Annotated in this window: 15 protein-coding genes; 13 read left to right on the top strand and 2 right to left on the bottom strand. The window is 73.9% G+C overall.

Translation table 11 applies throughout. The features are described from left to right. Positions 1 to 261: 261 nt before the first annotated feature. The 3 genes from ABZ858_RS29325 to hemW all read left to right on the top strand — a co-directional run bounded on the left by ABZ858_RS29325 (position 262) and on the right by hemW (position 5,956). The gene (locus tag ABZ858_RS29325) at positions 262 to 2,136 is read left to right on the top strand and encodes a long-chain fatty acid--CoA ligase (RefSeq protein ID WP_361385075.1); all 1,875 of its coding nucleotides are present in this window, start codon (positions 262 to 264) and stop codon (positions 2,134 to 2,136) included. 642 nt (positions 2,137 to 2,778) lie between these two features. Beyond that, complete coding sequence (locus ABZ858_RS29320; RefSeq protein ID WP_361385072.1) at positions 2,779 to 4,674, top strand: ATP-binding SpoIIE family protein phosphatase; 1,896 nt, start codon at positions 2,779 to 2,781, stop codon at positions 4,672 to 4,674. Positions 4,675 to 4,723: 49 nt separating this feature from the next. Beyond that, positions 4,724 to 5,956 (top strand): radical SAM family heme chaperone HemW, encoded by a 1,233-nt coding sequence (gene hemW, locus ABZ858_RS29315; protein ID WP_361385069.1) that lies wholly within the window; start codon positions 4,724 to 4,726, stop codon positions 5,954 to 5,956. A gap of 94 nt (positions 5,957 to 6,050) precedes the next feature. Here hemW and ABZ858_RS29310 read toward each other — a convergent pair whose 3' ends face one another. Next, positions 6,051 to 6,854, bottom strand: a complete 804-nt coding sequence (locus ABZ858_RS29310; protein ID WP_361385066.1) for a DUF3097 domain-containing protein — start codon at positions 6,852 to 6,854, stop codon at positions 6,051 to 6,053. 32 nt (positions 6,855 to 6,886) lie between these two features. Next, complete coding sequence (locus ABZ858_RS29305; protein WP_361385063.1) at positions 6,887 to 7,618, bottom strand: MBL fold metallo-hydrolase; 732 nt, start codon at positions 7,616 to 7,618, stop codon at positions 6,887 to 6,889. Positions 7,619 to 7,765: 147 nt separating this feature from the next. Here ABZ858_RS29305 and hrcA point away from each other — a divergent pair, with 147 nt between their 5' ends. From hrcA to ABZ858_RS29255, 10 genes are all read left to right on the top strand, one after another. Next, entirely contained in the window at positions 7,766 to 8,782 is a 1,017-nt protein-coding gene (hrcA, locus tag ABZ858_RS29300; RefSeq protein WP_361385060.1) for a heat-inducible transcriptional repressor HrcA, read from the top strand. Then, the gene (gene dnaJ, locus ABZ858_RS29295; protein WP_361385057.1) at positions 8,783 to 9,919 is read left to right on the top strand and encodes a molecular chaperone DnaJ; all 1,137 of its coding nucleotides are present in this window, start codon (positions 8,783 to 8,785) and stop codon (positions 9,917 to 9,919) included. Between the two features lie 178 nt (positions 9,920 to 10,097). Beyond that, positions 10,098 to 11,240, top strand: coding sequence for a nitronate monooxygenase (locus tag ABZ858_RS29290; protein WP_361385054.1), 1,143 nt, complete (start codon positions 10,098 to 10,100; stop codon positions 11,238 to 11,240). Beyond that, positions 11,237 to 11,977: a 16S rRNA (uracil(1498)-N(3))-methyltransferase gene (locus tag ABZ858_RS29285; RefSeq protein WP_361385051.1), complete on the top strand. Its 741-nt coding sequence runs from the start codon at positions 11,237 to 11,239 to the stop codon at positions 11,975 to 11,977. The genes ABZ858_RS29290 and ABZ858_RS29285 overlap by 4 nt, the downstream gene beginning before the upstream one ends. A gap of 28 nt (positions 11,978 to 12,005) precedes the next feature. After that, positions 12,006 to 12,398, top strand: a complete 393-nt coding sequence (locus ABZ858_RS29280; RefSeq protein WP_361385048.1) for a VOC family protein — start codon at positions 12,006 to 12,008, stop codon at positions 12,396 to 12,398. A gap of 76 nt (positions 12,399 to 12,474) precedes the next feature. Beyond that, the gene (locus ABZ858_RS29275) at positions 12,475 to 15,672 is read left to right on the top strand and encodes a S41 family peptidase (protein WP_361385045.1); all 3,198 of its coding nucleotides are present in this window, start codon (positions 12,475 to 12,477) and stop codon (positions 15,670 to 15,672) included. Positions 15,673 to 15,755: 83 nt separating this feature from the next. Next, positions 15,756 to 16,109: a histidine triad nucleotide-binding protein gene (locus tag ABZ858_RS29270; RefSeq protein ID WP_361385042.1), complete on the top strand. Its 354-nt coding sequence runs from the start codon at positions 15,756 to 15,758 to the stop codon at positions 16,107 to 16,109. 6 nt (positions 16,110 to 16,115) lie between these two features. Further along, positions 16,116 to 17,021 (top strand): ribonuclease Z, encoded by a 906-nt coding sequence (locus tag ABZ858_RS29265; RefSeq protein WP_361385039.1) that lies wholly within the window; start codon positions 16,116 to 16,118, stop codon positions 17,019 to 17,021. A gap of 20 nt (positions 17,022 to 17,041) precedes the next feature. After that, positions 17,042 to 18,040 (top strand): adenosine deaminase, encoded by a 999-nt coding sequence (locus ABZ858_RS29260; RefSeq protein WP_361385036.1) that lies wholly within the window; start codon positions 17,042 to 17,044, stop codon positions 18,038 to 18,040. A 309-nt stretch (positions 18,041 to 18,349) separates the two neighbouring features. Next, positions 18,350 to 21,346 (top strand): protease pro-enzyme activation domain-containing protein, encoded by a 2,997-nt coding sequence (locus ABZ858_RS29255; RefSeq protein WP_361385033.1) that lies wholly within the window; start codon positions 18,350 to 18,352, stop codon positions 21,344 to 21,346. Positions 21,347 to 21,503 lie beyond the last annotated feature (157 nt).

Raw genomic sequence — 21,503 nt, 5'->3', positions numbered from 1 at the left:
TGACAGGCCACAGCCCCTTACGCGGTGGCCGGTCGCCCTTTACTCTGATGCCTGCTCCATAGTTACTCGTGAGTTAAACAACAGCCGAGACCAACAGCCGAGACCAACAGCCCGAGACCAGCGGTCCGTGACCGACAGCCCGAGACCAGCGGTCCGAGGCCGACGGTCCGGAGACCAGCAGCCCGAACGACCAGTCACCCGTGAGTCAACCCAGCCGTACCTGAGCCAGCCGCCGCACTGTCGCGGGCCCCGGAGGATGTCGTGAGCGACGCACAGACCCTGATCGAGAACCGTCCGCCGTCCGTGGCGGCCCTCTTCCTGGAGCGCGTGGCGGCCACACCGGACGCCGAGGCCTACCGGTACCCGGTGCCGGCGGCCTCCGGTCAGGGCCCGGACGAGTGGAAGTCGCTCAGCTGGGCGCAGGCCGCCGAGCGTGTGCACGCCGTCGCCGCCGGCCTCATCGCGCTGGGCGTACGGCCCGAGGAGCGCGTCGCGCTCGCCGCCTCCACACGGGTGGAGTGGCTGCTCGCCGACCTCGGCATCATGTGCGCGGGCGCGGCCACGACCACGATCTACCCGCAGACCAACGCCGACGAGTCCGCCTTCATCCTCGCCGACTCCGAGAGCAAGGTGCTCATCGCGGAGAACGCCGCCCAGCTGGCCAAGGCGGCCGAGAAGCGCGCCGAGCTGCCCGACCTGCACCATGTCGTCGTCATCGACCCGGCGGGCGTGCGGAGCGACGAGCGGGTGCTCACCCTCGACGAGCTGGAGCGGCGCGGCACCGCCTACCTGGACGAGCACCCCGAGCTGATCAAGGAGCGGGTCGGCGCGATCACCAAGGACCAGCTCGCCACCCTCATCTACACCTCCGGCACCACCGGCCGCCCCAAGGGCGTGCGCCTCGCGCACGACAGCTGGGCGTACATGGCGAAGGCGATCGCCTCCACCGGCCTGATCGGGCCCGACGACGTGCAGTACCTGTGGCTGCCGCTCGCGCACGTCTTCGGCAAGGTCCTCACCTCCGGGCAGATCGAGGTCGGGCACGTCACCGCTGTGGACGGCCGCGTCGACAAGATCATCGACAATCTGCCGGTGGTCCAGCCCACCTACATGGCGGCCGTGCCGCGCATCTTCGAGAAGGTCTACAACGGCGTCGCCGCCAAGGCGCGGGCCGGCGGCAACGCCAAGTACAAGATCTTCCAGTGGGCCGCCGAGGTCGGCCGCGAGTACGCCAAGGTCACCCAGGACAACTTCAAGCGCACCGGCCTGCACTCCGCGCCCTTCGCCCTGGCCGCCAAGCACAAGGTCGCCGACACCCTCGTCTTCTCCAAGATCCGCGAGGCGTTCGGCGGGCGGCTGCGCGCCTGCGTGTCGGGCAGCGCCGCCCTGGCCCCGGAGATCGGCTACTTCTTCGCCGGCGCCGGCATCCACGTCCTGGAGGGCTACGGACTCACCGAGTCCTCCGCGGCCTCCTTCGTCAACCCCGGCGAGGCGTACCGCACCGGCACCGTCGGCAAGCCGCTGCCCGGCACCGAGGTCCGGATCGCCGACGACGGCGAGATCCTGCTGCGCAGCCCCGGCATCATGCAGGGCTACCACAAGCTGCCCGAGAAGACCGACGAGGTGCTGGAGTCCGACGGCTGGTTCCACACCGGCGACATCGGCGAGCTGTCCCCGGACGGCTACCTGCGCATCACCGACCGCAAGAAGGACCTGATCAAAACCTCCGGCGGCAAGTACATCGCGCCCGCCGAGGTCGAGGGCCAGTTCAAGGCGGTGTGCCCGTACGTCTCCAACATCCTCGTGCACGGCGCCGACCGGAACTTCTGCACCGCCCTGATCGCCCTCGACGAGGCCGCGATCGAGGAGTGGGCCCAGGAGAACGGCCTGGGGGGCAAGGCGTACGCCGAGATCGTGGCCGCCCCGCGGACCGTCGAGATGGTCGAGGGCTACGTCAAGCAGCTCAACGAGGGCCTGCAGCGCTGGCAGACCATCAAGAAGTTCCGCCTCCTGCCGCGCGACCTCGACGTCGAGCACGGCGAGATCACCCCGAGCCTCAAGCTGAAGCGGCCGGTGGTGGAGCGCGAGTACAAGAACCTGATCGAGGAGATGTACGCGGGCACACGGGAGGCGTGACGCCTGCCCGGCGGGGGCGCGGGGCGCCACCGGGGGCGCGGGCAGCCACCGGGCGCACGGGCAGCCACCGGGGGCCGAGCCCCTCGGCGGCCCGCGCCTGCCGACGGGTGCCCGGCGGGCGAGCCTTCCGCGCGGCGTCTTCGCCCCCCGGGTCTTCGCCCGCCGGTGCGGCGTCTTCGCCCCCCGGGTCTTCGCCCGCCGGTGCGGCGTCTTCGCCCCCCGGATCTTCGCCCGCCGGTGCGGCGTCCTCGCCCCCGGTCTTCGCCCGCCGGCGCGGTGGCCTGGACCAGCGGATACGCCTCTGCCCGCGCGGCTCGGCGAACGCCGCCCCGGCCTGCGCGGCTCCGCAGAGGCCCCGGCGCCCCACACTGCCCTACGGGCCCCCGGCCCCGACCTCCCGACGCCCGTGCCCCCGACCGGCGCGGCTCGGCACCGTGCCCCCCGCCCCGCGCGCGCCGCCCCCACGCCCACCCCTGACCACACCTGTCCTTCCCCGTCCGGTTGCGTCCGCCCCGGGCGTTCTCCTAGCACAGTTCTCCCGCGCGGCTGTCCACTTCGGTAACTCATCGCTCACGAGTGCAGCCGGTCTGTCACTCTGTCGGTGTCGGTGAACCGTTTCGTGCGCATGCCCGGGAGTTGCAGATGGGGGCCATTCCGACACAGCGGGAGACCGTCTCCCGTGCCTTCGAGGTACCCGGGCACCTGGACCCGGGGACGTACGCGCAGGTGCGTTCGTCGCTGCCCGGCAGCCCCGTCGCGCCCGGTTCCGCCCGCGCCCTGGTCCGGGCGGCGTTCAGGGAGTGGCGGGGCCTCGGCCTGGCCGTGCCCGACCGGCTGGCCGACGAGGTCCTGGTGGTCGTCAGCGAGCTGGTCACCAACGCCGTCGTGCACGCCGGCACCCACGTCGAGCTGAGCTGCCGGCTGGAGCCGGACACCGGCGCGTGCGTCGTCGAGGTGTCCGACCACCACCCCTCGCGCGCCCCCCGCGACCACGCCCGGGAGACGTCGTACGAACCGGCGGAGTACGGCCGCGGCCTCCATCTGGTCGCCGCGCTCGCCGAGGAATGGGGCATCACCTACCGCACCGGCGCCAAGACCGTGTGGGCGCGGCTGCCCGCGGAGGCCGCCCCCGAGCCCTCCGGCCCGGCCGGGGACCCCGGACTCGGCGTCGCCGCCGTCCTCGCGCCCGAGCCCCAGCGCGCCGAACGCGACCGCGAGTGGCTGGGCCGCGGCGCGCTGTCCTTCCTCGCGGAGGCATCCGACCTGCTCGCCGGGCAGCTCGACGAGAATCTGGTCGCCGCGCTCACCGGGCAGCTCATCGTGCCCCGGCTGGCCGACTGGTGCGCGGTGTGGCTGGAGGACGAGTCCACCGCCCGCTGGGGCTCGCTGAGCCACGGCGAGGACGGCGGCTGGAGCGAGGGCGCGCCCGGCCCGCGGCTCGCCCGGGTCTGGCACGGCACCGAGAACCGCATCGAGGAACTGCGCCGGGCCCTGGAGAAGGACCCGCCGCCCGCCACCGACGACCCGCCGCCCGGCGGCCCCGAGCCCTACCCCTGGCCCGGCCAGGCGCTGGGCCCGCGCGAGGCCGAGGGCGCCGCGCTCGCCTACCGGCTGGTCGCGGGCGGCCGGCCGCTCGGCACCCTCGTCATCGGCCGGGCCGGGCTGCTCCGCTTCCCCGACGAGATCACCGGCCTGGTGGAGGACCTCAGCCGCCGGGTCGCGCTCGGCATCGGCGCGGCCCGGCAGTACGCCCGCCAGGCCACCATCAGCGCCGTGCTCCAGCGCGGGCTGCTGCCCGGCGCGGTCGCCGAGATCCCCGGCCTGCGCAGCGCCCTCGTCTACGAGCCGTGCGATCAGGTCGGCCCCAGCGGCGACTTCTACGACCTCTTCCCGGCCGGCGACGGCCGCTGGTGCTTCGCGGTCGGCGACGTGCAGGGCAAGGGCCCCGAGGCCGCCGTGGTCATCGGGCTCGCCCGGCCCTGGCTGCGGCTGCTGGCCCGCGAGGGGTACGGCGTCGCGGACGTCCTGGACCGCCTCAACCAGCTCCTCCTGGACGACGCCACCGAGGCCGCCGACGCCGCCGCCCGCGCCCTGGCCGGCCCGGTCGCCCCCGGCGACGGCCCGCAGACCCGCTTCCTGTCCCTGCTCTACGGCGAGCTGGCCCCCTTCGAGGGCGGCGTGCGCTGCACCCTCGCCTGCGCCGGGCACCCGCTGCCCCTGCTCCTCACCCGGGCAGGCGACGTCCGCGCGGTCGCCCGCCCGCAGACCCTGCTCGGTGTCATCGAGGACGAGACCTACGTCTGCGACACCTTCGAGCTGCGCCCCGGCGACACCCTGCTGTGCGTCACCGACGGGGTCACCGAGCGGCGCTCGGGCACGCGCCAGTTCGACGACGGCGACGGACTCGCCGCCGCCCTGGCCGGCTGCGCCGGGCTCGACGCGGACCTCGTCGCCGAACGCATCCAGCGGCTGGTGCACGAGTTCGGGGAGCGTCCGCCCGAGGACGACCTGGCCCTGCTGGTGCTCCAGGCGGAGTGAGCCGCGGGCGATCCGCGGGCGACCCGCGCGGTGCTGGACAATGGAGGGCATGCCTTCCGCACTCCCCGACGGCGAGCCCGTCCCCGCCGACGGCGCGCTGCCCACTCCCGCGCTCGCCGGGGCGGCCGACCGGCCCCTCGGGTTCTACCTGCACGTCCCGTACTGCGCGACCCGCTGCGGCTACTGCGACTTCAACACGTACACCGCCACCGAGCTGCGCGGCACCGGCGGCGTGCTCGCCTCGCGCGACAACTACGCCGAGACCCTCGCCGACGAGGTCCGGCTCGCCCGCAAGGTGCTCGGCGACGACCCGCGCCCGGTCCGCACGGTCTTCGTCGGCGGCGGTACGCCCACCCTGCTCGCCGCCGGCGACCTCGTACGGATGCTGGCGGCGGTCCGCGACGAGTTCGGCCTCGCGCCGGACGCCGAGATCACCACGGAGGCCAATCCGGAGTCGGTCGGCCCGGCCTACCTCGCCGCCCTCCGGGAGGGCGGCTTCAACCGGATCTCCTTCGGCATGCAGAGCGCCCGGCCGCACGTCCTGCGGGTCCTCGACCGCACCCACACCCCCGGCCGCCCCGAGGCGTGCGTGGCCGAGGCCCGCGCGGCCGGCTTCGAGCATGTCAACCTCGACCTGATCTACGGCACCCCCGGCGAGTCCGACGACGACTGGCGGGCCTCCCTGGACGCGGCCCTGGCCGCCGGGCCCGACCACGTCTCCGCCTACGCCCTCATCGTCGAGGAGGGCACCCAGCTCGCCCGCCGCATCCGCCGCGGCGAGATCCCCATGACCGACGACGACGTGCACGCCGACCGCTATCTGATCGCCGAGGAGACGCTGTCCGCGGCGGGCTTCGACTGGTACGAGGTCTCCAACTGGGCCACCTCCGAGGCCGCCCGCTGCCTGCACAACGAGCTGTACTGGCGCGGCGCGGACTGGTGGGGCGCGGGCCCCGGCGCGCACAGCCATGTGGGCGGCGTGCGCTGGTGGAACGTCAAGCACCCCGGCGCGTACGCGGCGGCCCTGGCCGACGGCCGCTCCCCGGGCGCCGGACGCGAACTCCTCACCGCGGAGGACCGCCGGGTGGAGCGGGTCCTGCTGGAGCTGCGGCTGCGGGAAGGCGTCCCGCTGGACCTGCTGCACGAGGCGGGCCTCGCCGCGTCCCGCAGGGCACTCTCGGACGGCCTGCTCCAGCGGGAGCCGTACGACAGCGGCCGGGCGGCCCTCACCCTGCGCGGGCGGCTCCTCGCGGACGCGGTGGTACGCGATCTGGTGGACTGAGCCGCACCAGCCGCCCCAGCCGCAGTCGCACCAGCCGCACTGAGCCGCACCGGGTCACGCGGCCTGCGGCCTGCGGGCCGCGCCCGGCCCCGCCCTACCCCGGCTCGGTCACGAAGTCGATCAGTTGCTCGACCCGGCCCAGCAGCTCCGGTTCCAGGTCCTTGTACGACCGCACCCGGGCGAGGATGCCCTGCCAGGCGGCGCCCGTGTTCTCCGGCCAGCCGAGGGTCCGGCAGACGCCGGTCTTCCAGTCCTGGCCGCGGGGCACCCGGGGCCAGGACGGGATGCCGAGGGAGGACGGTTTCACGGCCTCCCAGATGTCGATGTACGGGTGGCCGACGACCAGGGCGTGCTCGCTGGTCACCGCCTCGGCGATCCGCCACTCCTTGCTGCCCGGGACCAGATGGTCGACCAGGACGCCGAGGCGGGCGTCCGGGCCGGGCGCGAACTCCTCGACGATCGCGGGCAGGTCGTCGACGCCCCCCAGGTACTCCACGACGACACCCTCGATACGCAGGTCGTCGCCCCACACCTTCTCGACCAGCTCGGCGTCGTGCCGGCCCTCCACATAGATCCGCCCGGCACGGGCCACGCGCGCGCGTGCGCCGGGGACGGCGACGGAACCGGAGGCCGTACGGGCGGCGCGCACCGGGCCGGCGGCGGCGCGCACCAGCGTCACCGGCCTGCCCTCCAGCAGGAACCCGCCCGGCTGCAAGGGGAAGACCCGGTGCTTGCCGAAGCGGTCCTCCAGGGTCACCGTGCCCGCCTCGCAGCGGATCACCGCGCCGCAGAAACCGGTGGCCGGCTCCTCCACCACGAGCCCCGGCTCGGCCGGGACCTCGGCAACGGCCTTCGGCTTCTTCCAGGGAGGGGTCAGATCGGCGGAGTACTGGCGCATTCGAGTGACGATAGGGAGAGCCAGGACGATGATCAGCGCGACACGCCGAAGCGCGCCGCCAGCGCGTCCCGCTGCGCCCGGACGAAGGCGGCGTCGACCACCGCGCCGTGCCCGGGCACGTACAGCGCGTCCTGGCCGCCCAGTTCCAGCAGCCGGTCCAGCGCGGCGGGCCACCGGGACGGCACCGCGTCGGGACCCGCCTGGGGCTCACCGGACTCCTCGACGAGGTCGCCGCAGAACACCACCGGCCGCCCGCCCGGCACCACCACGGCGAGGTCGTGCGCGGTGTGGCCGGGACCCACGTCCGCGAGCAGCGCCTCCCGCCCGCCGCCCAGCGGCACGGCCAGCCGGTCCGCGACCTCGCGGCCGGGCCGTACCAGCGCCGCCGCGGCCTCCTCGGCGGCCCGCGCGTCCAGTCCGTGGCGCACCGCGTCCGCGCGCAGCTCCGCGCGCCCGCGCTCGTCGCCGAGGACGACGCACGCCCCCGCGGCGGCGAAGACCTCGGCCTCCGGGAACTCCGCCGCCCCGAAGACATGGTCGAAGTGGGCATGGGTCAGCGCGAGAAGTGTCACAGGGGAGCCCGCCAGTTCCCGCGCCCGCGTTCGCAACCGTGCGCCCTCCGCGCGGCTCGACCCCGCGTCCACCAGCAGCGCCGCCCCGTCCCCGACCACCAGCCCCACCGTGCAGTCCCAGCCAGGCAGGCGCACCCGCCCCACCCCGTCCGCGATCCGCTCCCAGCCGACCTCTTCCCAAGTGACCGTCATACCCGGACGCTAGCGTTCCCCGGCGGCCGGCCGCCCCGGCCTTGCCCGCCCCGTACCCGACGGCCGTACACTGGGCCCGGGAATGCTGGCACTCGTATGCGCCGAGTGCCAGGCGGGAGCCGAGGGACGACTCTGGAGGTGTGCGCGATGCTCAGTGAGCGAAGGCTTCAGGTGCTGCGCGCGATCGTCCAGGACTACGTCGGCACCGAGGAGCCGGTCGGCTCCAAGGCCCTCACCGAGCGGCACAACCTCGGCGTCTCACCGGCCACCGTCCGCAACGACATGGCGGCCCTGGAGGACGAGGGCTTCATCGCCCAGCCGCACACCAGCGCGGGCCGTATCCCCACCGACAAGGGGTACCGCCTCTTCGTCGACAAGCTGGCCGGGGTCAAGCCCATGACCGCGCCGGAGCGGCGCGCCATCCAGAACTTCCTGGACGGCGCCGTCGACCTCGACGACGTGGTGGCCCGTACGGTGCGGCTGCTGGCGCAGCTGACCCGACAGGTCGCCGTCGTGCAGTACCCGTCGCTGACGCGTTCGACCGTGCGGCACGTGGAGCTGCTCTCCCTCGCGCCGGCGCGGGTGATGCTGGTGCTGATCACGGACACCGGCCGGGTCGAGCAGCGGATGGTCGACTGCCCGGCCCCGTTCGGCGAGACCTCGCTGGCGGACCTGCGGGCGCGGCTCAACAGCCGGGTCGCCGGCCGCCGTTTCGCGGACGTGCCGCAGCTGGTGGAGGACCTGCCCGACGGCTTCGACCTGGAGGACCGCGGGACGGTCGCCACGGTGCTGTCCACGCTCCTGGAGACCCTCGTCGAGGAGAACGAGGAGCGGCTGATGATCGGCGGCACCGCCAACCTCACCCGCTTCGGGCACGACTTCCCCCTCACCATCCGGCCCGTGCTGGAGGCGCTGGAGGAGCAGGTCGTCCTGCTGAAGCTGCTCGGTGAGACACAGGACCAGGGCATGACCGTGCGCATCGGTCACGAGAACGCCCACGAAGGACTCAACTCCACGTCCATCGTGTCGGTCGGTTACGGTTCGGGGGGCGAGGCAGTGGCCAAGCTCGGCGTGGTCGGACCGACCCGCATGGACTACCCGGGAACGATGGGAGCGGTACGCGCAGTGGCACGGTACGTCGGACAGATCCTGGCGGAGTCGTAAGTGGCCACGGACTACTACGCCGTTCTCGGCGTGCGCCGCGACGCGTCGCAGGATGAGATCAAGAAGGCGTTCCGGCGGCTCGCGCGCGAGCTGCATCCGGACGTCAACCCCGATCCGAAGACCCAGGAGCGGTTCAAGGAGATCAACGCCGCCTACGAGGTGCTCTCGGACCCGCAGAAGAAGCAGGTCTACGACCTCGGCGGCGACCCGCTCTCGCAGTCCGGCGGGGCCGGCGCGGGCGGCTTCGGCGCCGGCGCGTTCGGCAACTTCTCCGACATCATGGACGCGTTCTTCGGCACGGCCTCGCAGCGCGGGCCGCGCTCGCGCACCCGCCGCGGCCAGGACGCGATGATCCGGCTGGAGGTGGAGCTGGACGAGGCGGCCTTCGGGACGACCAAGGAGATCCAGGTCGACACGGCCGTCGTCTGCACCACCTGCAACGGCGAGGGCGCGGCGCCCGGCACCACCGCGCAGACCTGTGACATGTGCCGCGGCCGCGGTGAGGTCTCGCAGGTCACCCGGTCCTTCCTGGGCCAGGTCATGACCTCCCGGCCCTGCCCCCAGTGCCAGGGTTTCGGCACGGTCGTGCCGACCCCGTGCCCGGAGTGCGCGGGCGACGGCCGGATCCGTGCCCGCCGCACCCTGACGGTGAAGATCCCGGCGGGTGTGGACAACGGCACCCGCATCCAGCTGGCCGGCGAGGGTGAGGTCGGCCCCGGCGGTGGCCCGGCCGGCGATCTGTACGTGGAGATCCACGAGCTGCCGCACTCGACCTTCCAGCGGCGCGGCGACGACCTGCACTGCACGGTCACCATCCCGATGACCGCGGCGGCCCTCGGCACCAAGGTGCCGCTGGAGACCCTGGACGGCCTGGAGGAGGTCGACATCCGGCCCGGCACCCAGTCCGGCCAGTCGATCCCGCTGCACGGCCGGGGCGTCACGCACCTGCGCGGCGGCGGCCGGGGCGACCTGATCGTGCATGTCGAGGTCACCACCCCGACCAAGCTCGACCCGGAACAGGAGCGCCTGCTGCGCGAGCTGGCCGAACTGCGCGGCGAGGAGCGCCCGACGGGGCAGTTCCAGCCCGGCCAGCAGGGCCTGTTCTCACGGCTGAAGGACGCGTTCAACGGCCGCTGAGGCACCGCGGCGAAGGCCGTACGGGCACAGCGGGGGGACACGTCCGGGCAGGGTGGCGGACACGTCCGGGCACGGCGGCGGACCCTGGAGGCAGCCACTGATCACGGTGGCTGCCTCTGGCATATGCCAAGGGATGCCCGGATTCGGAGCCGTGCGCAGGACGTGACACCATGCGCACATGTCCTCCGCACTGTCCGCGCTGACCGATCTCTTCCCTCATCCGATCGTGCAGGCACCGATGGCGGGCGGCCCCTCCGGGCCGCAGCTGGCCGCCGCCGTGTCCGAGGCCGGCGGGCTGGGCTTCCTGGCCGCCGGGTACAAGACGGCCGACGGCATGTACCAGGAGATCAAGCAGGTGCGCGGGCTGACCGGCCGCCCCTTCGGCGTGAACGTCTTCATGCCGCAGCCCGAGCACGCGGAGTCCGGCACCGTCGACCTCTACGCCCAGCAACTGGCCGGCGAGGCCACCTGGTACGAGACGGAGCTGGGCGATCCCGAGTGCGGCGGCGACGACGGCTACGACGTCAAACTCGCCGTCCTGCTGGACGACCCGGTCCCGGTGGTCTCCTTCCACTTCGGCGTGCCCACCCGCGAGATCGTCGACTCCCTGCACCGTGTGGGCAGTCACGTCCTGGTCACCGTGACCACCGTCGAGGAGGCCCTGGCCGTGCGGCGGGCGGGCGCGGACGCGGTGATCGCGCAGGGCGTGGAGGCCGGCGGCCACCAGGGCGCCCACCGCGACCGGCCGGAGAACGACGGCGCGGGCATCGGCGTGCTCTCCCTGGTCGCCCAGGTCCACGAGGCCGTCGACCTGCCGGTGATCGCCGCCGGCGGCATCATGCGCGGCAGCCAGATCGCCGCCGTCCTGGCGGCCGGCGCGAGCGCCGCCCAGCTCGGCACGGCCTTCCTCGCCACCGCCGAGTCCGGCGCGCACGCCCTGCACAAGCAGGCCCTGACCGACCCGCTGTTCCCGCACACGGAACTGACCCGCGCCTTCTCCGGGCGCCCCGCCCGCGGCCTGGTCAACCGCTTCCTGCGCGAGCACGGCCGGTACGCGCCCGCCGCCTACCCGGAGGTCCACCACCTCACCTCGCCCCTGCGCAAGGCCGCCGCGAAGGCCGGTGACCCGCAGGGCATGGCGCTGTGGGCCGGGCAGGGCCACCGCATGGCCCGCGCGCTGCCCGCCGCCGAGCTGGTGGACGTACTGGCGGCCGAACTGGACGCCGCCCGGACAGCGTTGTCCGCACCCGGCCCGGCCGGACACGGCCAGGCGGGTCACGGCCAGGCGGGTCACGGCCAGGCGGGAGGTGAGCGGCGATGACCAAGCCGGTGTTCGTCGTCGACCGGCTCGACGGCGTCGGCCCCGAGTGCGTGGTCGACGGACCCGAGGGACGGCACGCGGTCGCGGTCAAGCGGCTGCGGCCCGGCGAGGAGGTCGTGCTCACCGACGGGCGCGGACGCTGGACCGAGGGCGCGGTGAAGGCCGCCGAGGGCAAGGACCGCCTCGTCGTGGCCGGCCTGGAACCCGTGCGCGAGGAGCCCCCGGAGTCCCCGCGCATCACCGTCGTCCAGGCGCTGCCCAAGGGCGACCGCGGCGAACTGGCCGTGGAGACCATGACCGAGGTCGGCGTGGACGCGATCGTGCCGTGGGCGGCCTCCCGCTGCGTCACGCAGTGGAAGGGCGAGCGCGGCCTCAAGGCGCTCGGCAAGTGGCGGGCCACCGCCCGCGAGGCCGGCAAGCAGTCCCGCCGGGTCCGCTTCCCCGAGGTCGCGGAGGCGGCGAGCACGAAACAGGTCGCCGCGCTGCTGGCCGGCGCCGACTTCGCCGCCGTCCTGCACGAGAGCGGCCAGGCGCCCCTGGCCACCGCCGAACTCCCCGCCGAGGGCGAGATCGTGCTCGTCGTCGGCCCCGAAGGCGGCGTATCACCGGAGGAGTTGGCGCTCTTCGCGGACGCGGGTGCGCGGGCGTACGTCCTCGGGCGTACGGTGCTGCGTACATCGACCGCCGGGACCGCGGCCGCGGCCCTGCTGCTGGGACGCACCGGCCGCTGGTCCTGACCGGCGGTCCCGATCCGAGGGGACGCCCGTGGAACTCGCCCAGGTCCGGCTGCTCGTCACCGACTTCGCCGCCTGCTACCGCTTCTACGCCGACGTACTGGGCCTCAAGCCGCAGTCCGGCGCGGCGGCCGGCCCGTACGAGAAGTTCAGCCCCGCCACCGGGTCCGCGGGCATAGCCCTCCAGGACCGCGCCATGATGACCGGGATACTCCAGGAGCTGGGCGGCACCGCGAGCGGGCACCGCTCCCTGGTGGTGCTGCGCGTCGACGACCTGGACGCCTACTGCGCGGAGATCACCGGCCGCGGCGCGGACCTGGTGCACGGCCCGGCGCCCATGACCGACCGGATGCGGGTCGCCCACCTCAAGGACCCCGAGGGCAACCTCGTCGAACTCCAGGAGTGGCTGCTGCTGCGCACCTGAGAGCGGCCGCCGCGCACCTGACGGAAGTGATCCAACCCCCTGTCCGCGGCCCGCGCCGCTGCGTAGGGTTGACCGGGTGACTCAGCCCGCATCGCCTGCGTACATCCGGTTCCCGCACCTGCACGGGGAGTTGGCCGCCTTCACCGCCGAGGACGACGTGTGGCTCGCGCCGCTGGACGGCGGCCGGGCCTGGCGGGTCAGCGCCGACACCGTGCCGGTGGACCACCCGCGCATCTCGCCCGACGGCACCACCGTCGCCTGGACCTCCACCCGCGACGGCGCCCCCGAGGTGCACACCGCCCCCGTCGACGGCGGCCCCGCCAAGCGCCTGACCTACTGGGGCAGCCGGCGCACCCAGGTGCGCGGCTGGACCCCGGACGGCCAGGTCCTGGCGACCACCACCCAGGGCCAGGCCAGCCTGCGCCGCAGCTGGGCGCGGGCCGTGCCGCTGGACGGCGGACCGGCCGCCACGCTGCCCTACGGGCCGGTCGGCGACATCGCGTACGGGCCGCACACCGTGCTGCTGTCCGTGTCGATGGGCCGCGAGGCGGCCTGGTGGAAGCGGTACCGCGGCGGCACCGCCGGCAAGCTGTGGATCGACCCGGACGACAGCGGCGAGTTCGTCCGGCTGCACGCCGACCTGGACGGCAACATCGAGTACCCCTCATGGGTGGGGGACCGGCTCGCCTTCCTCTCGGACCACGAGGGCACCGGCGCGCTGTACTCCTCCCTCGCCGACGGCTCCGACCTGCGCCGCCACACCCCGCTCGACGGCTTCTACGCGCGGCACGCGGCCACCGACGGCACCCGCGTCGCCTACGCGAGCGCCGGTGAACTGTGGCTCCTGGACGACCTGGAGAGCGCCGAGCCGCGCCGCCTGGACCTGCGGCTCGGCGGGTCGCGCACGAACCTCCAGCCGTACCCGGTCAACGCCGCCCGCTGGTTCGGCTCGGCCACCCCCGGCCACACCGCGCGCGGCAGCGCCGTCTCGGTGCGCGGCGCCGTCCACTGGGTCACCCACCGCGCAGGCCCGGCCCGCGCGCTCGCCGCCGAACCCGGCGTACGGGCCAGGCTGCCGCGCACCTTCCGCGCCGACGGCGAGGAGTGGGTGGTCTGGGTGACCGGCGCCGAGGGCGACGACGCGCTGGAGTTCGCGCCCGCCACCGGCCTGGCCCCCGGCGCCACCCCGCGCCGGCTCGCCGCCGGACAGCTCGGCCGGGTCCTCGCCCTGGCCATGGCGCCCGACGGCAGCCGCGCCGCCGTCGCCGCGCACGACGGACGGCTGCTGCTGGTGGAACGCGAGAGCGGCGAGGTCCGCGAGGTCGACCGCAGCGACCACGGCGACGTCACCGGCCTGGTCTTCTCGCCCGACTCCGCCTGGCTGGCCTGGTCCCACCCCGGACCGCGCCCGCTCAGCCAGCTGCGTCTGGCCAACACCACCGACCTGTCGGTCACCGAGGCGACCCCGCTGCGCTTCCAGGACTACGCCCCCGCCTTCACCCTGGACGGCAAGCATCTCGCCTTCCTCTCCCACCGCTCCTTCGACCCCGTCTACGACGAGCACGTCTTCGACCTGGCCTTCGTCGAGAGCTCCCGCCCCTGCCTGATCACCCTCGCCGCGACCACGCCCTCCCCGTTCGGCCCGCAGCGCCACGGCCGCCCTTTCGAGGTCTCGGACAAGGAGGAGACCCCGGACAGCGAGGGCACCCCGGCCACCCGGATCGACCTCGACGGCCTCGCCGACCGCATCGTGCCCTTCCCGGTCGAGGCCGCCCGCTACTCCAACCTGCGCGCCGCCCGCGACGGCGTGCTCTGGCTGCGGCACCCGGTGACCGGCGTCCTCGGCGCCTCCCGCGCCACCCCCGACGAACCCGACCCGAAGACCGAGCTGGAACGCTACGACCTCGCCCAGCAGCGCATTGAGCACCTCGCCGCGGACGCCGACCACTTCGAGGTCAGCGGCGACGGCAGACGCGTCCTGCTGTGGACCGACCGCAAGCTCAAGGTCGTGCCCAGCGACCGGCGCGCCTCCGGCGACGAGGACAGCGACTCCAACATCACCGTCGACCTGCGCCGGGTCCGGCAGAGCGTCGACCCGGCCGCCGAGTGGCGGCAGATGTACGAGGAGACCGGCCGCGTCATGCGGGACAACTTCTGGCGGGCCGACCTGGGCGGCGTCGACTGGGACGGCGTCCTGGCGCGCTACCGGCCCGTCCTGGACCGCCTCGCCACCCACGACGACCTGGTGGACCTGCTGTGGGAGGTGCACGGCGAACTCGGCACCTCGCACGCCTTCGTCACCCCGTACGCCGGCTCCGGCGACGGCGCCCGGCAGGGCCAGCTCGGCGCGGACATCTCCCGGCACGAGGACGGCGGCTGGCGCATCGACCGGGTCCTGCCCGCCGAGACCTCCGACCCGCGCGCCCGCAGCCCGCTCGCCGCGCCCGGCGTCGCGGTGCGCGCCGGGGACGCGATCACCGCGGTCGGCGGCCGGCCCGTGGACCCGGTGGCCGGGCCGGCCCCGCTGCTTGCCGGCACGGCGGACCGGCCCGTCGAGCTGACGATCTCCCCGGCCGGCGGCGGCGAGGTCCGGCACGTGGTGGTGGTGCCGCTGGCCGACGAGGAGCCGCTGCGCTACCACGCGTGGGTGGCCGGCCGCCGCGCCCACGTCCACGAGCGCTCCGGCGGCCGGCTCGGCTATCTGCACATCCCCGACATGCAGGCCCCCGGCTGGGCGCAGATCCACCGCGACCTGCGCGTCGAGGTGACCCGGGAGGGCCTGGTCGTGGACGTGCGCGAGAACCGCGGCGGCCACACCTCCCAGCTCGTGGTGGAGAAGCTGGCCCGGCGGATCGTCGGCTGGGACCTGCCGCGCGGGATGCGCCCGGAGAGCTACCCGCGGGACGCGCCGCGGGGCCCCGTGGTCACCGTCGCCGACGAGTTCTCCGGCTCCGACGGCGACATCGTCAACGCGGCGATCAAGGCGCTGGGCATCGGGCCGGTCGTCGGCACCCGCACCTGGGGCGGTGTCATCGGCATCGACAGCCGCTACCGCCTGGTCGACGGCACCCTGATCACCCAGCCCAAGTACGCCTTCTGGCTGGAGGGCCTGGGCTGGAGCGTGGAGAACCACGGCGTCGACCCGGACATCGAGGTGGTGCGGCGCCCGCAGGACCACGTCGCCGGGCGGGACGTCCAGCTGGACGAGGCGGTCCGGATCGCGCTGGAGGCCCTGGAGGCGACCCCCGCGAAGACCCCGCCGGCCCTGCCCTGAGAGCCGGTGGTCCGGACGGGCCGCCGGTTCCCGCCCTCGATAGCATGCACCCGTATTCCGACCGACTCCCGAGGAGCGCATCCATGGCAGGGGAACCCCAGGACGACTGCCTGTTCTGCAAGATCGTCGCGGGGCAGGTCCCGGCGACCCTCGTCCGCGAGACGGACACCACCGTCGCCTTCCGTGACATCAACCCCCAGGCGCCCACCCACGTCCTGGTGATCCCCAAGGCGCACTACAAGGACGCCGCCGCCCTCGCCGCCGGCGACCCGCGGCTCGCCGCCGACGTCCTGCGCGAGACCCAGGCCGTCGCCGACGACGAGAAGCTGGAGAGCTACCGCACCGTCTTCAACACCGGCGCCGGCGCCGGGCAGACCGTCTGGCACGCCCACGCGCACGTCATCGGCGGCCGCGGCCTGCAGTGGCCCCCCGGCTAGGCCGCCGTGTCCGCCCGTGAACTCGTCGTCCTCGGCACCGCCAGCCAGGTACCGACCCGGCACCGCAACCACAACGGCTACCTGCTGCGCTGGGACGGCGAGGGCATCCTGTTCGACCCCGGCGAGGGCACCCAGCGCCAGATGCTGCGCGCCGGGGCGGCCGCCCACGACCTGAACCGGATCTGCGTCACCCACTTCCACGGCGACCACAGCCTGGGCCTGGCCGGCGTGATCCAGCGGATCAACCTCGACCGGGTCCCGCACGAGGTCACCGCGCACTACCCGCGCTCCGGCCGGCACTTCTTCGAGCGCCTGCGGTACGCCACCGCCTACCGCGAGACGGTCGCCCTCACCGAGGCCCCGGTCGACAGCGACGGCGTCCTCGCCACCACGGGCGCGTACACCCTGGAGGCCCGCCGCCTCTCCCACCCCGTCGAGTCCTACGGCTACCGGCTGACCGAGCCCGACGGGCTGCGCATGCTGCCCGACCGGCTCGCCGCGCACGGCATCCAGGGCCCGGACGTGGGCCGCCTCCAGCGCGAGGGCTCGCTGCGCGGCATCCCGCTGGAGGCGGTCAGCGAGGTGCGGCGCGGGCAGCGGTTCGCGTTCGTCATGGACACCCGGCTGTGCCCCGGTGTGCACGCGCTCGCCGAGGGCTGCGACCTGCTGGTCATCGAGTCGACCTTCCTCGACGAGGACGAGCACCTGGCCGTGGACCACGGCCACCTGACGGCAGGCCAGGCCGCCCGCGCGGCCCGGGACGCGGGCGTACGGCACCTCGTGCTGACCCACTTCAGCCAGCGCTACGCCGACCCCGAGGAGTTCGAGCGCCAGGCACGGGCGGCCGGGTACGAGGGCGAGCTGACCGTGGCGCGCGACCTGCTGCGGGTACCGCTGCCGAAACGTCGCTGACCAGGCCGTACGATGCTCTGATGCCTCTGCCCAAAGCCGAACTGCACCTGCACGTCGAAGGCACCCTGGAGCCCGAGCTGGCCTTCGGGCTGGCCGCGCGCAACGGCGTGCACCTGCCGTACGCCGACACGGACGCGCTCCGCGAGGCGTACCGGTTCGAGGACCTCCAGTCCTTCCTGGACCTGTACTACGAACTGATGGCCGTCCTGCGCACCGAGCAGGACTTCGCCGACCTGGCCGACGCCTATCTGACCCGGGCCGCCGCGCAGGGCGTGCGGCACGCGGAGATCTTCTTCGACCCGCAGGCGCACCTGGCGCGCGGTGTCCCCATGGCCACGGTCGTCGAGGGGCTGTGGCGGGCGCTGGGCCGCAGCGAGGAGCGGCACGGCGTCTCCACCCGGCTGATTCTGTGCTTCCTGCGCGACGAGTCCGCCGAGTCCGCCCTGGAGACCCTGGAGGCCGCCCGGCCCTATCTGGACCGGATCACCGGCATCGGGCTCGACTCGGCCGAGGTCGGCCACCCGCCGGCCAAGTTCCGCGCGGTGTACGAGGCCGCCGCGGCCCTCGGCCTGCGGCGCGTGGCGCACGCGGGGGAGGAGGGCCCGCCGCAGTACATCACCGAGGCCCTGGACGTGCTCGGCGTCGAGCGCGTCGACCACGGGCTGCGCTGCGTGGAGGACCCCGCGCTGGTCGAGCGGCTGGTCCGCGACCGGGTCCCGCTGACCCTGTGCCCGCTGTCCAACGTCCGGCTGCGCACCGTGGACACCCTGGCCGACCACCCGCTGCCCGCCATGCTGGAGGCGGGCCTGCTGTGCACGGTCAACTCCGACGACCCGGCCTACTTCGGCGGCTACGCAGGCGACAACTTCGACGCCGTCCACCGCGCCCTCGGCCTGACCGAGGACCGGCTGCGCGAGCTGGCCCGCAACTCCTTCCTCGCCTCCTTCCTGGAGGACGACGAGGAACTCCGCCGGCGGTACCTCGCGGAGGTGGAGGCGTACGAGTTCCCCCGCGCGTGACCGTATTTGAGCGGTCACGCCTGGGGAGGTTCGGGTTTGTTCCGATCAAGGTCAGGTAAAGACCGGTAACCCGCTTGGCGTGTCGATCATCCGACTGATAGAGATTCACTTCTGGCTGTCGTCCGCCGCGCAGGAGCGGTGACACCGCCGGGGGGGCTTACGCACATCTGGTCCTGGGCGAGCACGCCCGGACCTGGGGGATGGACTCTTCACGCTTTCGCCGTGCCCGTACACCGGCACGGCCGCACCCTTCCGCGGTCTCACCTGCCCGCGCGTTCCGGGCGACAGGGATCGCGAGAAGGAGTGCGCATGGGCAGAACCGCCCGTGAAATGGCGTTCAGATGGGGCGCGGCAGCCGTCGCCGCCCTGGCCGTGACGGCCACCGCGACGCCGGTGTCGTACGCGGCCACGGCCGACGGCCCGGCCCCGCAGCGGGTCGGCTCGGCGCCGAAGGTCCCGCAGGGCGCCGTCCGCGCGGCCGACCCGGCCGCCGACGAGGCGCTCGACCTGAGCGTCGTCCTGAAGCCCCGCGACGAGGCGGCGCTGAATCGATTCGTCGCCGGGGTCTCCGACCCCGGGTCGCCCACCTACCGCCACTACCTCGGCACGGGCGAGTTCGCGACCACCTTCGGCGCGCTGCCGCAGACCGTGCGGCGGGTCCGCGCCGAACTGGAGGCCGAGGGCCTCACCGTCGGCGCCCTGGAGGGCGACGGGCTCACCCTGCCGGTGCGCACCACGGTCGCCGGCGCCGCCGAGGCGTTCGCGACCGGCTTCGACGGCTACCGGCTGGGGGACGGCACGACCGGCCTCGTCAACACCACCGCCCCGCGCTTCGACGGCGCGATCGCGGGTGATGTCCGCACGGTGGTCGGGCTGAGCACGCTGGCGGCCTACCAGCCGCGGAACACCGGCCTCAAGGGCGGGTTCCGCACCCAGCGGACCGCGCCGGCGGCGGGCGGGGCCCAGTCCCGTCTGACGGGGACCACCCCGACGATGTGCAAGGAAGTCTCCGACCTGTACGCGTCGGATCCGCCCGCTCACGACAAGCAGGACTACTGGAGCGCCAAGTCGCTGGCGGCCCAGTACAACATGGCGGACCAGCCCAACGTGCAGACCGGCACCACCATCGCGGTCTACTCGCTGGAGAACTACGACCCCAAGGACATCGCCAGCTACCAGGCGTGCCACCGCACCAAGGTCCCGGTCAGCGCGGTGCGGGTCAACGGCGGTCCCTCGCAGCCCGCGAGCGCCACCACCGGTGTGGGGGTGGAGACCGCGCTGGACGTGGAGACCATCGCCGGCCTCGCCCCGCAGTCCAAGATCCTCGTCTACCAGGGCCCGAACACCTGGCAGGACGGCACCGACGTCTACCGCCGGATCGTCTCGGACAACAAGGCCAAGGTCGTCTCGGTCAGCTGGGGCAGCTGCGAGGCGAACACGCCCTCCGACGTGATGGACGCGGAGAACCTGCTGTTCCAGCAGGCCGTGGCGCAGGGCCAGACCGTCGTCGCCGCCTCCGGCGACAGCGGCTCCACCGACTGCTACAACCCCAACAACCCGAACGTGCCCAACCCCACGTCGCTGGTCACCGACAACCCGGCCGGCTCGCCCTACGTCCTCGGCGTCGGCGGCACCAGCATGCGGGCAGCGGTCGCCCAGCAGACCACCTGGGCCGGCTCCGGCGGCGGCGTCTCGCAGCACTTCGCGCTGACCCACGACGGCGACTTCCAGAACCGCCGCGCCACCGGCTACAGCGACGCCTGCGCCGCCGGTGCGGACCGGGTCTGCCGCCAGGTGCCGGACGTCTCCGCAGTGGCCGACCCGGCCACCGGATACCCCGTCGCCTTCGGCCACGACAGCGACGGCAACCAGTACTGGAACATCCTCGGCGGCACCAGCGGCGCCGCCCCGGTGTGGGCCGCGCTCATGGCACAGGCCGACCAGGACCTCGCCTGCCAGGCCAACGGCACCGTCGGCGACGTGCACTCCGCGCTGTACCGGCTCCCGGCCACCGCGTTCCGTGACGTCACCACCGGCAGCAACAACCTGACGGCGTCCGGCAATGACAGCGGCCTGTACCGGGCGGGCGCGGGCTACGACCTGGCGACCGGTCTCGGCACCCCGAACGGCCGCGAGATCGTCAAGGGCCTGTGCCAGGCCGTCCCGCGCTCGGCGGCGAGCACCTTCAACGCGCTCACCCCGGCCCGCGTCCTCGACACCCGCGCGGGCCTCGGCCGCCCCGGCACCGCCCCGGTCGCCGCGAACAACGCGGTCAAGCTGAAGGTGGCGGGCGTCGGCGGGGTTCCGGCCGACGGCGTCAGCGCGGTCGTCCTCAACGTCACGGCCGCCGCGCCCACCTCGTCCGGCGTCCTGATCGCCTACCCGAGCGGTACCACCCGCCCGGCCTCGTCCAACCTGAACTGGCTCAAGGGCCAGGTCGTCCCGAACCTGGTCACCGTGCCGGTCGGCGCGGACGGTTCGGTCGACCTCTACAACTCCAGCGGCGGCACCGTCCACTTCATCGCGGACGTCTCCGGCTACTACTCCACCCAGGACGGCGGCAGCACCTACCTGCCCACCGGTCCGGCCCGCGTCCTGGACACCCGTGGCGCCATCGGCGTCCCGGGCAGGACTGCGGTCGCCGGTCACGGCACCGTGTCCCTGACGGTCGCCGGCGCCGGCGGCGTGCCCGCCACGGGCGCCACCGCCGTGGTCCTCAACGTCACGGCCACCGCGCCGGCCGCGGCGGGCTTCCTGATCGCGTACCCGAACGGCGCGAGCCGTCCGACCACGTCGAACATCAACTGGCTCACGGGACAGACCCGTCCGAACATGGTCGTCCTGCCCATCGGTGCCGACGGCAAGGTGAACCTGTACAACGGCAGCGGCGGTTCCGTGCACCTCATCGCGGACGTCTTCGGCTACTACGTGCCCACCGCGGACGGCTCGACCTTCCACACCGCGGGCCCGAGCCGGCTGCTCGACACCCGCTCCGCCCTCGGCACGGACCGCAACACGCCGGTGCCCGGCGGCGCCACCCTGCGGCTGGACCTCAACGACGGTCACACCCTGGCGAAGGCCAAGGCCGTCGTCCTCAACGTCACCGTCACCGCCCCGACGTCCAACGGCTTCCTGACCGTCTGGCCCGACGGGACCACGCTGCCGAACGCCTCCAACCTCAACTGGACCGCCGGCCAGACCGTGGCCAATCTGGTGACCGTGCCCGTCGTCAACGGAAAGATCGCCTTCCGTCCGAACGCCGGCAACGCCCACGTGATCGCCGACCTGTTCGGGTACTACCTGTAGTTCCCGCGCGTCCGGTACGGCACCGGCCCTGCCCCCACCGCTCACGCGGCGGTGGGGGCAGGGCCTTTCCGTTTTCCTGGGGCGGATACCTGGGCGGAAGTCGCCCCATTGACGGGCGTTGTTCACCTACATAACCTCTGTCCTTGTACGTAGACGA

It is taken from the genome of Streptomyces sp. NPDC047017, from assembly GCF_040644175.1.
Taxonomy (GTDB): Bacteria; Actinomycetota; Actinomycetes; order Streptomycetales; family Streptomycetaceae; genus Streptomyces.
Note: the sequence above shows the minus strand (reverse complement) of the source record. Positions and strands in the feature narration are given on the sequence as shown.

What these genes read in the sequence shown, in the direction of transcription:
- ABZ858_RS29260 (WP_361385036.1), top strand. Translation starts at nt 17,042, where the DNA reads ATGCCTCTGCCCAAAGCCGAACTGCACCTGCACGTCGAAGGCACCCTG.
- ABZ858_RS29285 (WP_361385051.1), top strand. Translation starts at nt 11,237, where the DNA reads ATGACCAAGCCGGTGTTCGTCGTCGACCGGCTCGACGGCGTCGGCCCC.
- ABZ858_RS29320 (WP_361385072.1), top strand. Translation starts at nt 2,779, where the DNA reads ATGGGGGCCATTCCGACACAGCGGGAGACCGTCTCCCGTGCCTTCGAG.
- ABZ858_RS29305 (WP_361385063.1), bottom strand. Translation starts at nt 7,618, where the DNA reads ATGACGGTCACTTGGGAAGAGGTCGGCTGGGAGCGGATCGCGGACGGG.
- ABZ858_RS29310 (WP_361385066.1), bottom strand. Translation starts at nt 6,854, where the DNA reads ATGCGCCAGTACTCCGCCGATCTGACCCCTCCCTGGAAGAAGCCGAAG.
- hemW (WP_361385069.1), top strand. Translation starts at nt 4,724, where the DNA reads ATGCCTTCCGCACTCCCCGACGGCGAGCCCGTCCCCGCCGACGGCGCG.
- ABZ858_RS29255 (WP_361385033.1), top strand. Translation starts at nt 18,350, where the DNA reads ATGGGCAGAACCGCCCGTGAAATGGCGTTCAGATGGGGCGCGGCAGCC.
- ABZ858_RS29290 (WP_361385054.1), top strand. Translation starts at nt 10,098, where the DNA reads ATGTCCTCCGCACTGTCCGCGCTGACCGATCTCTTCCCTCATCCGATC.
- ABZ858_RS29270 (WP_361385042.1), top strand. Translation starts at nt 15,756, where the DNA reads ATGGCAGGGGAACCCCAGGACGACTGCCTGTTCTGCAAGATCGTCGCG.
- hrcA (WP_361385060.1), top strand. Translation starts at nt 7,766, where the DNA reads ATGCTCAGTGAGCGAAGGCTTCAGGTGCTGCGCGCGATCGTCCAGGAC.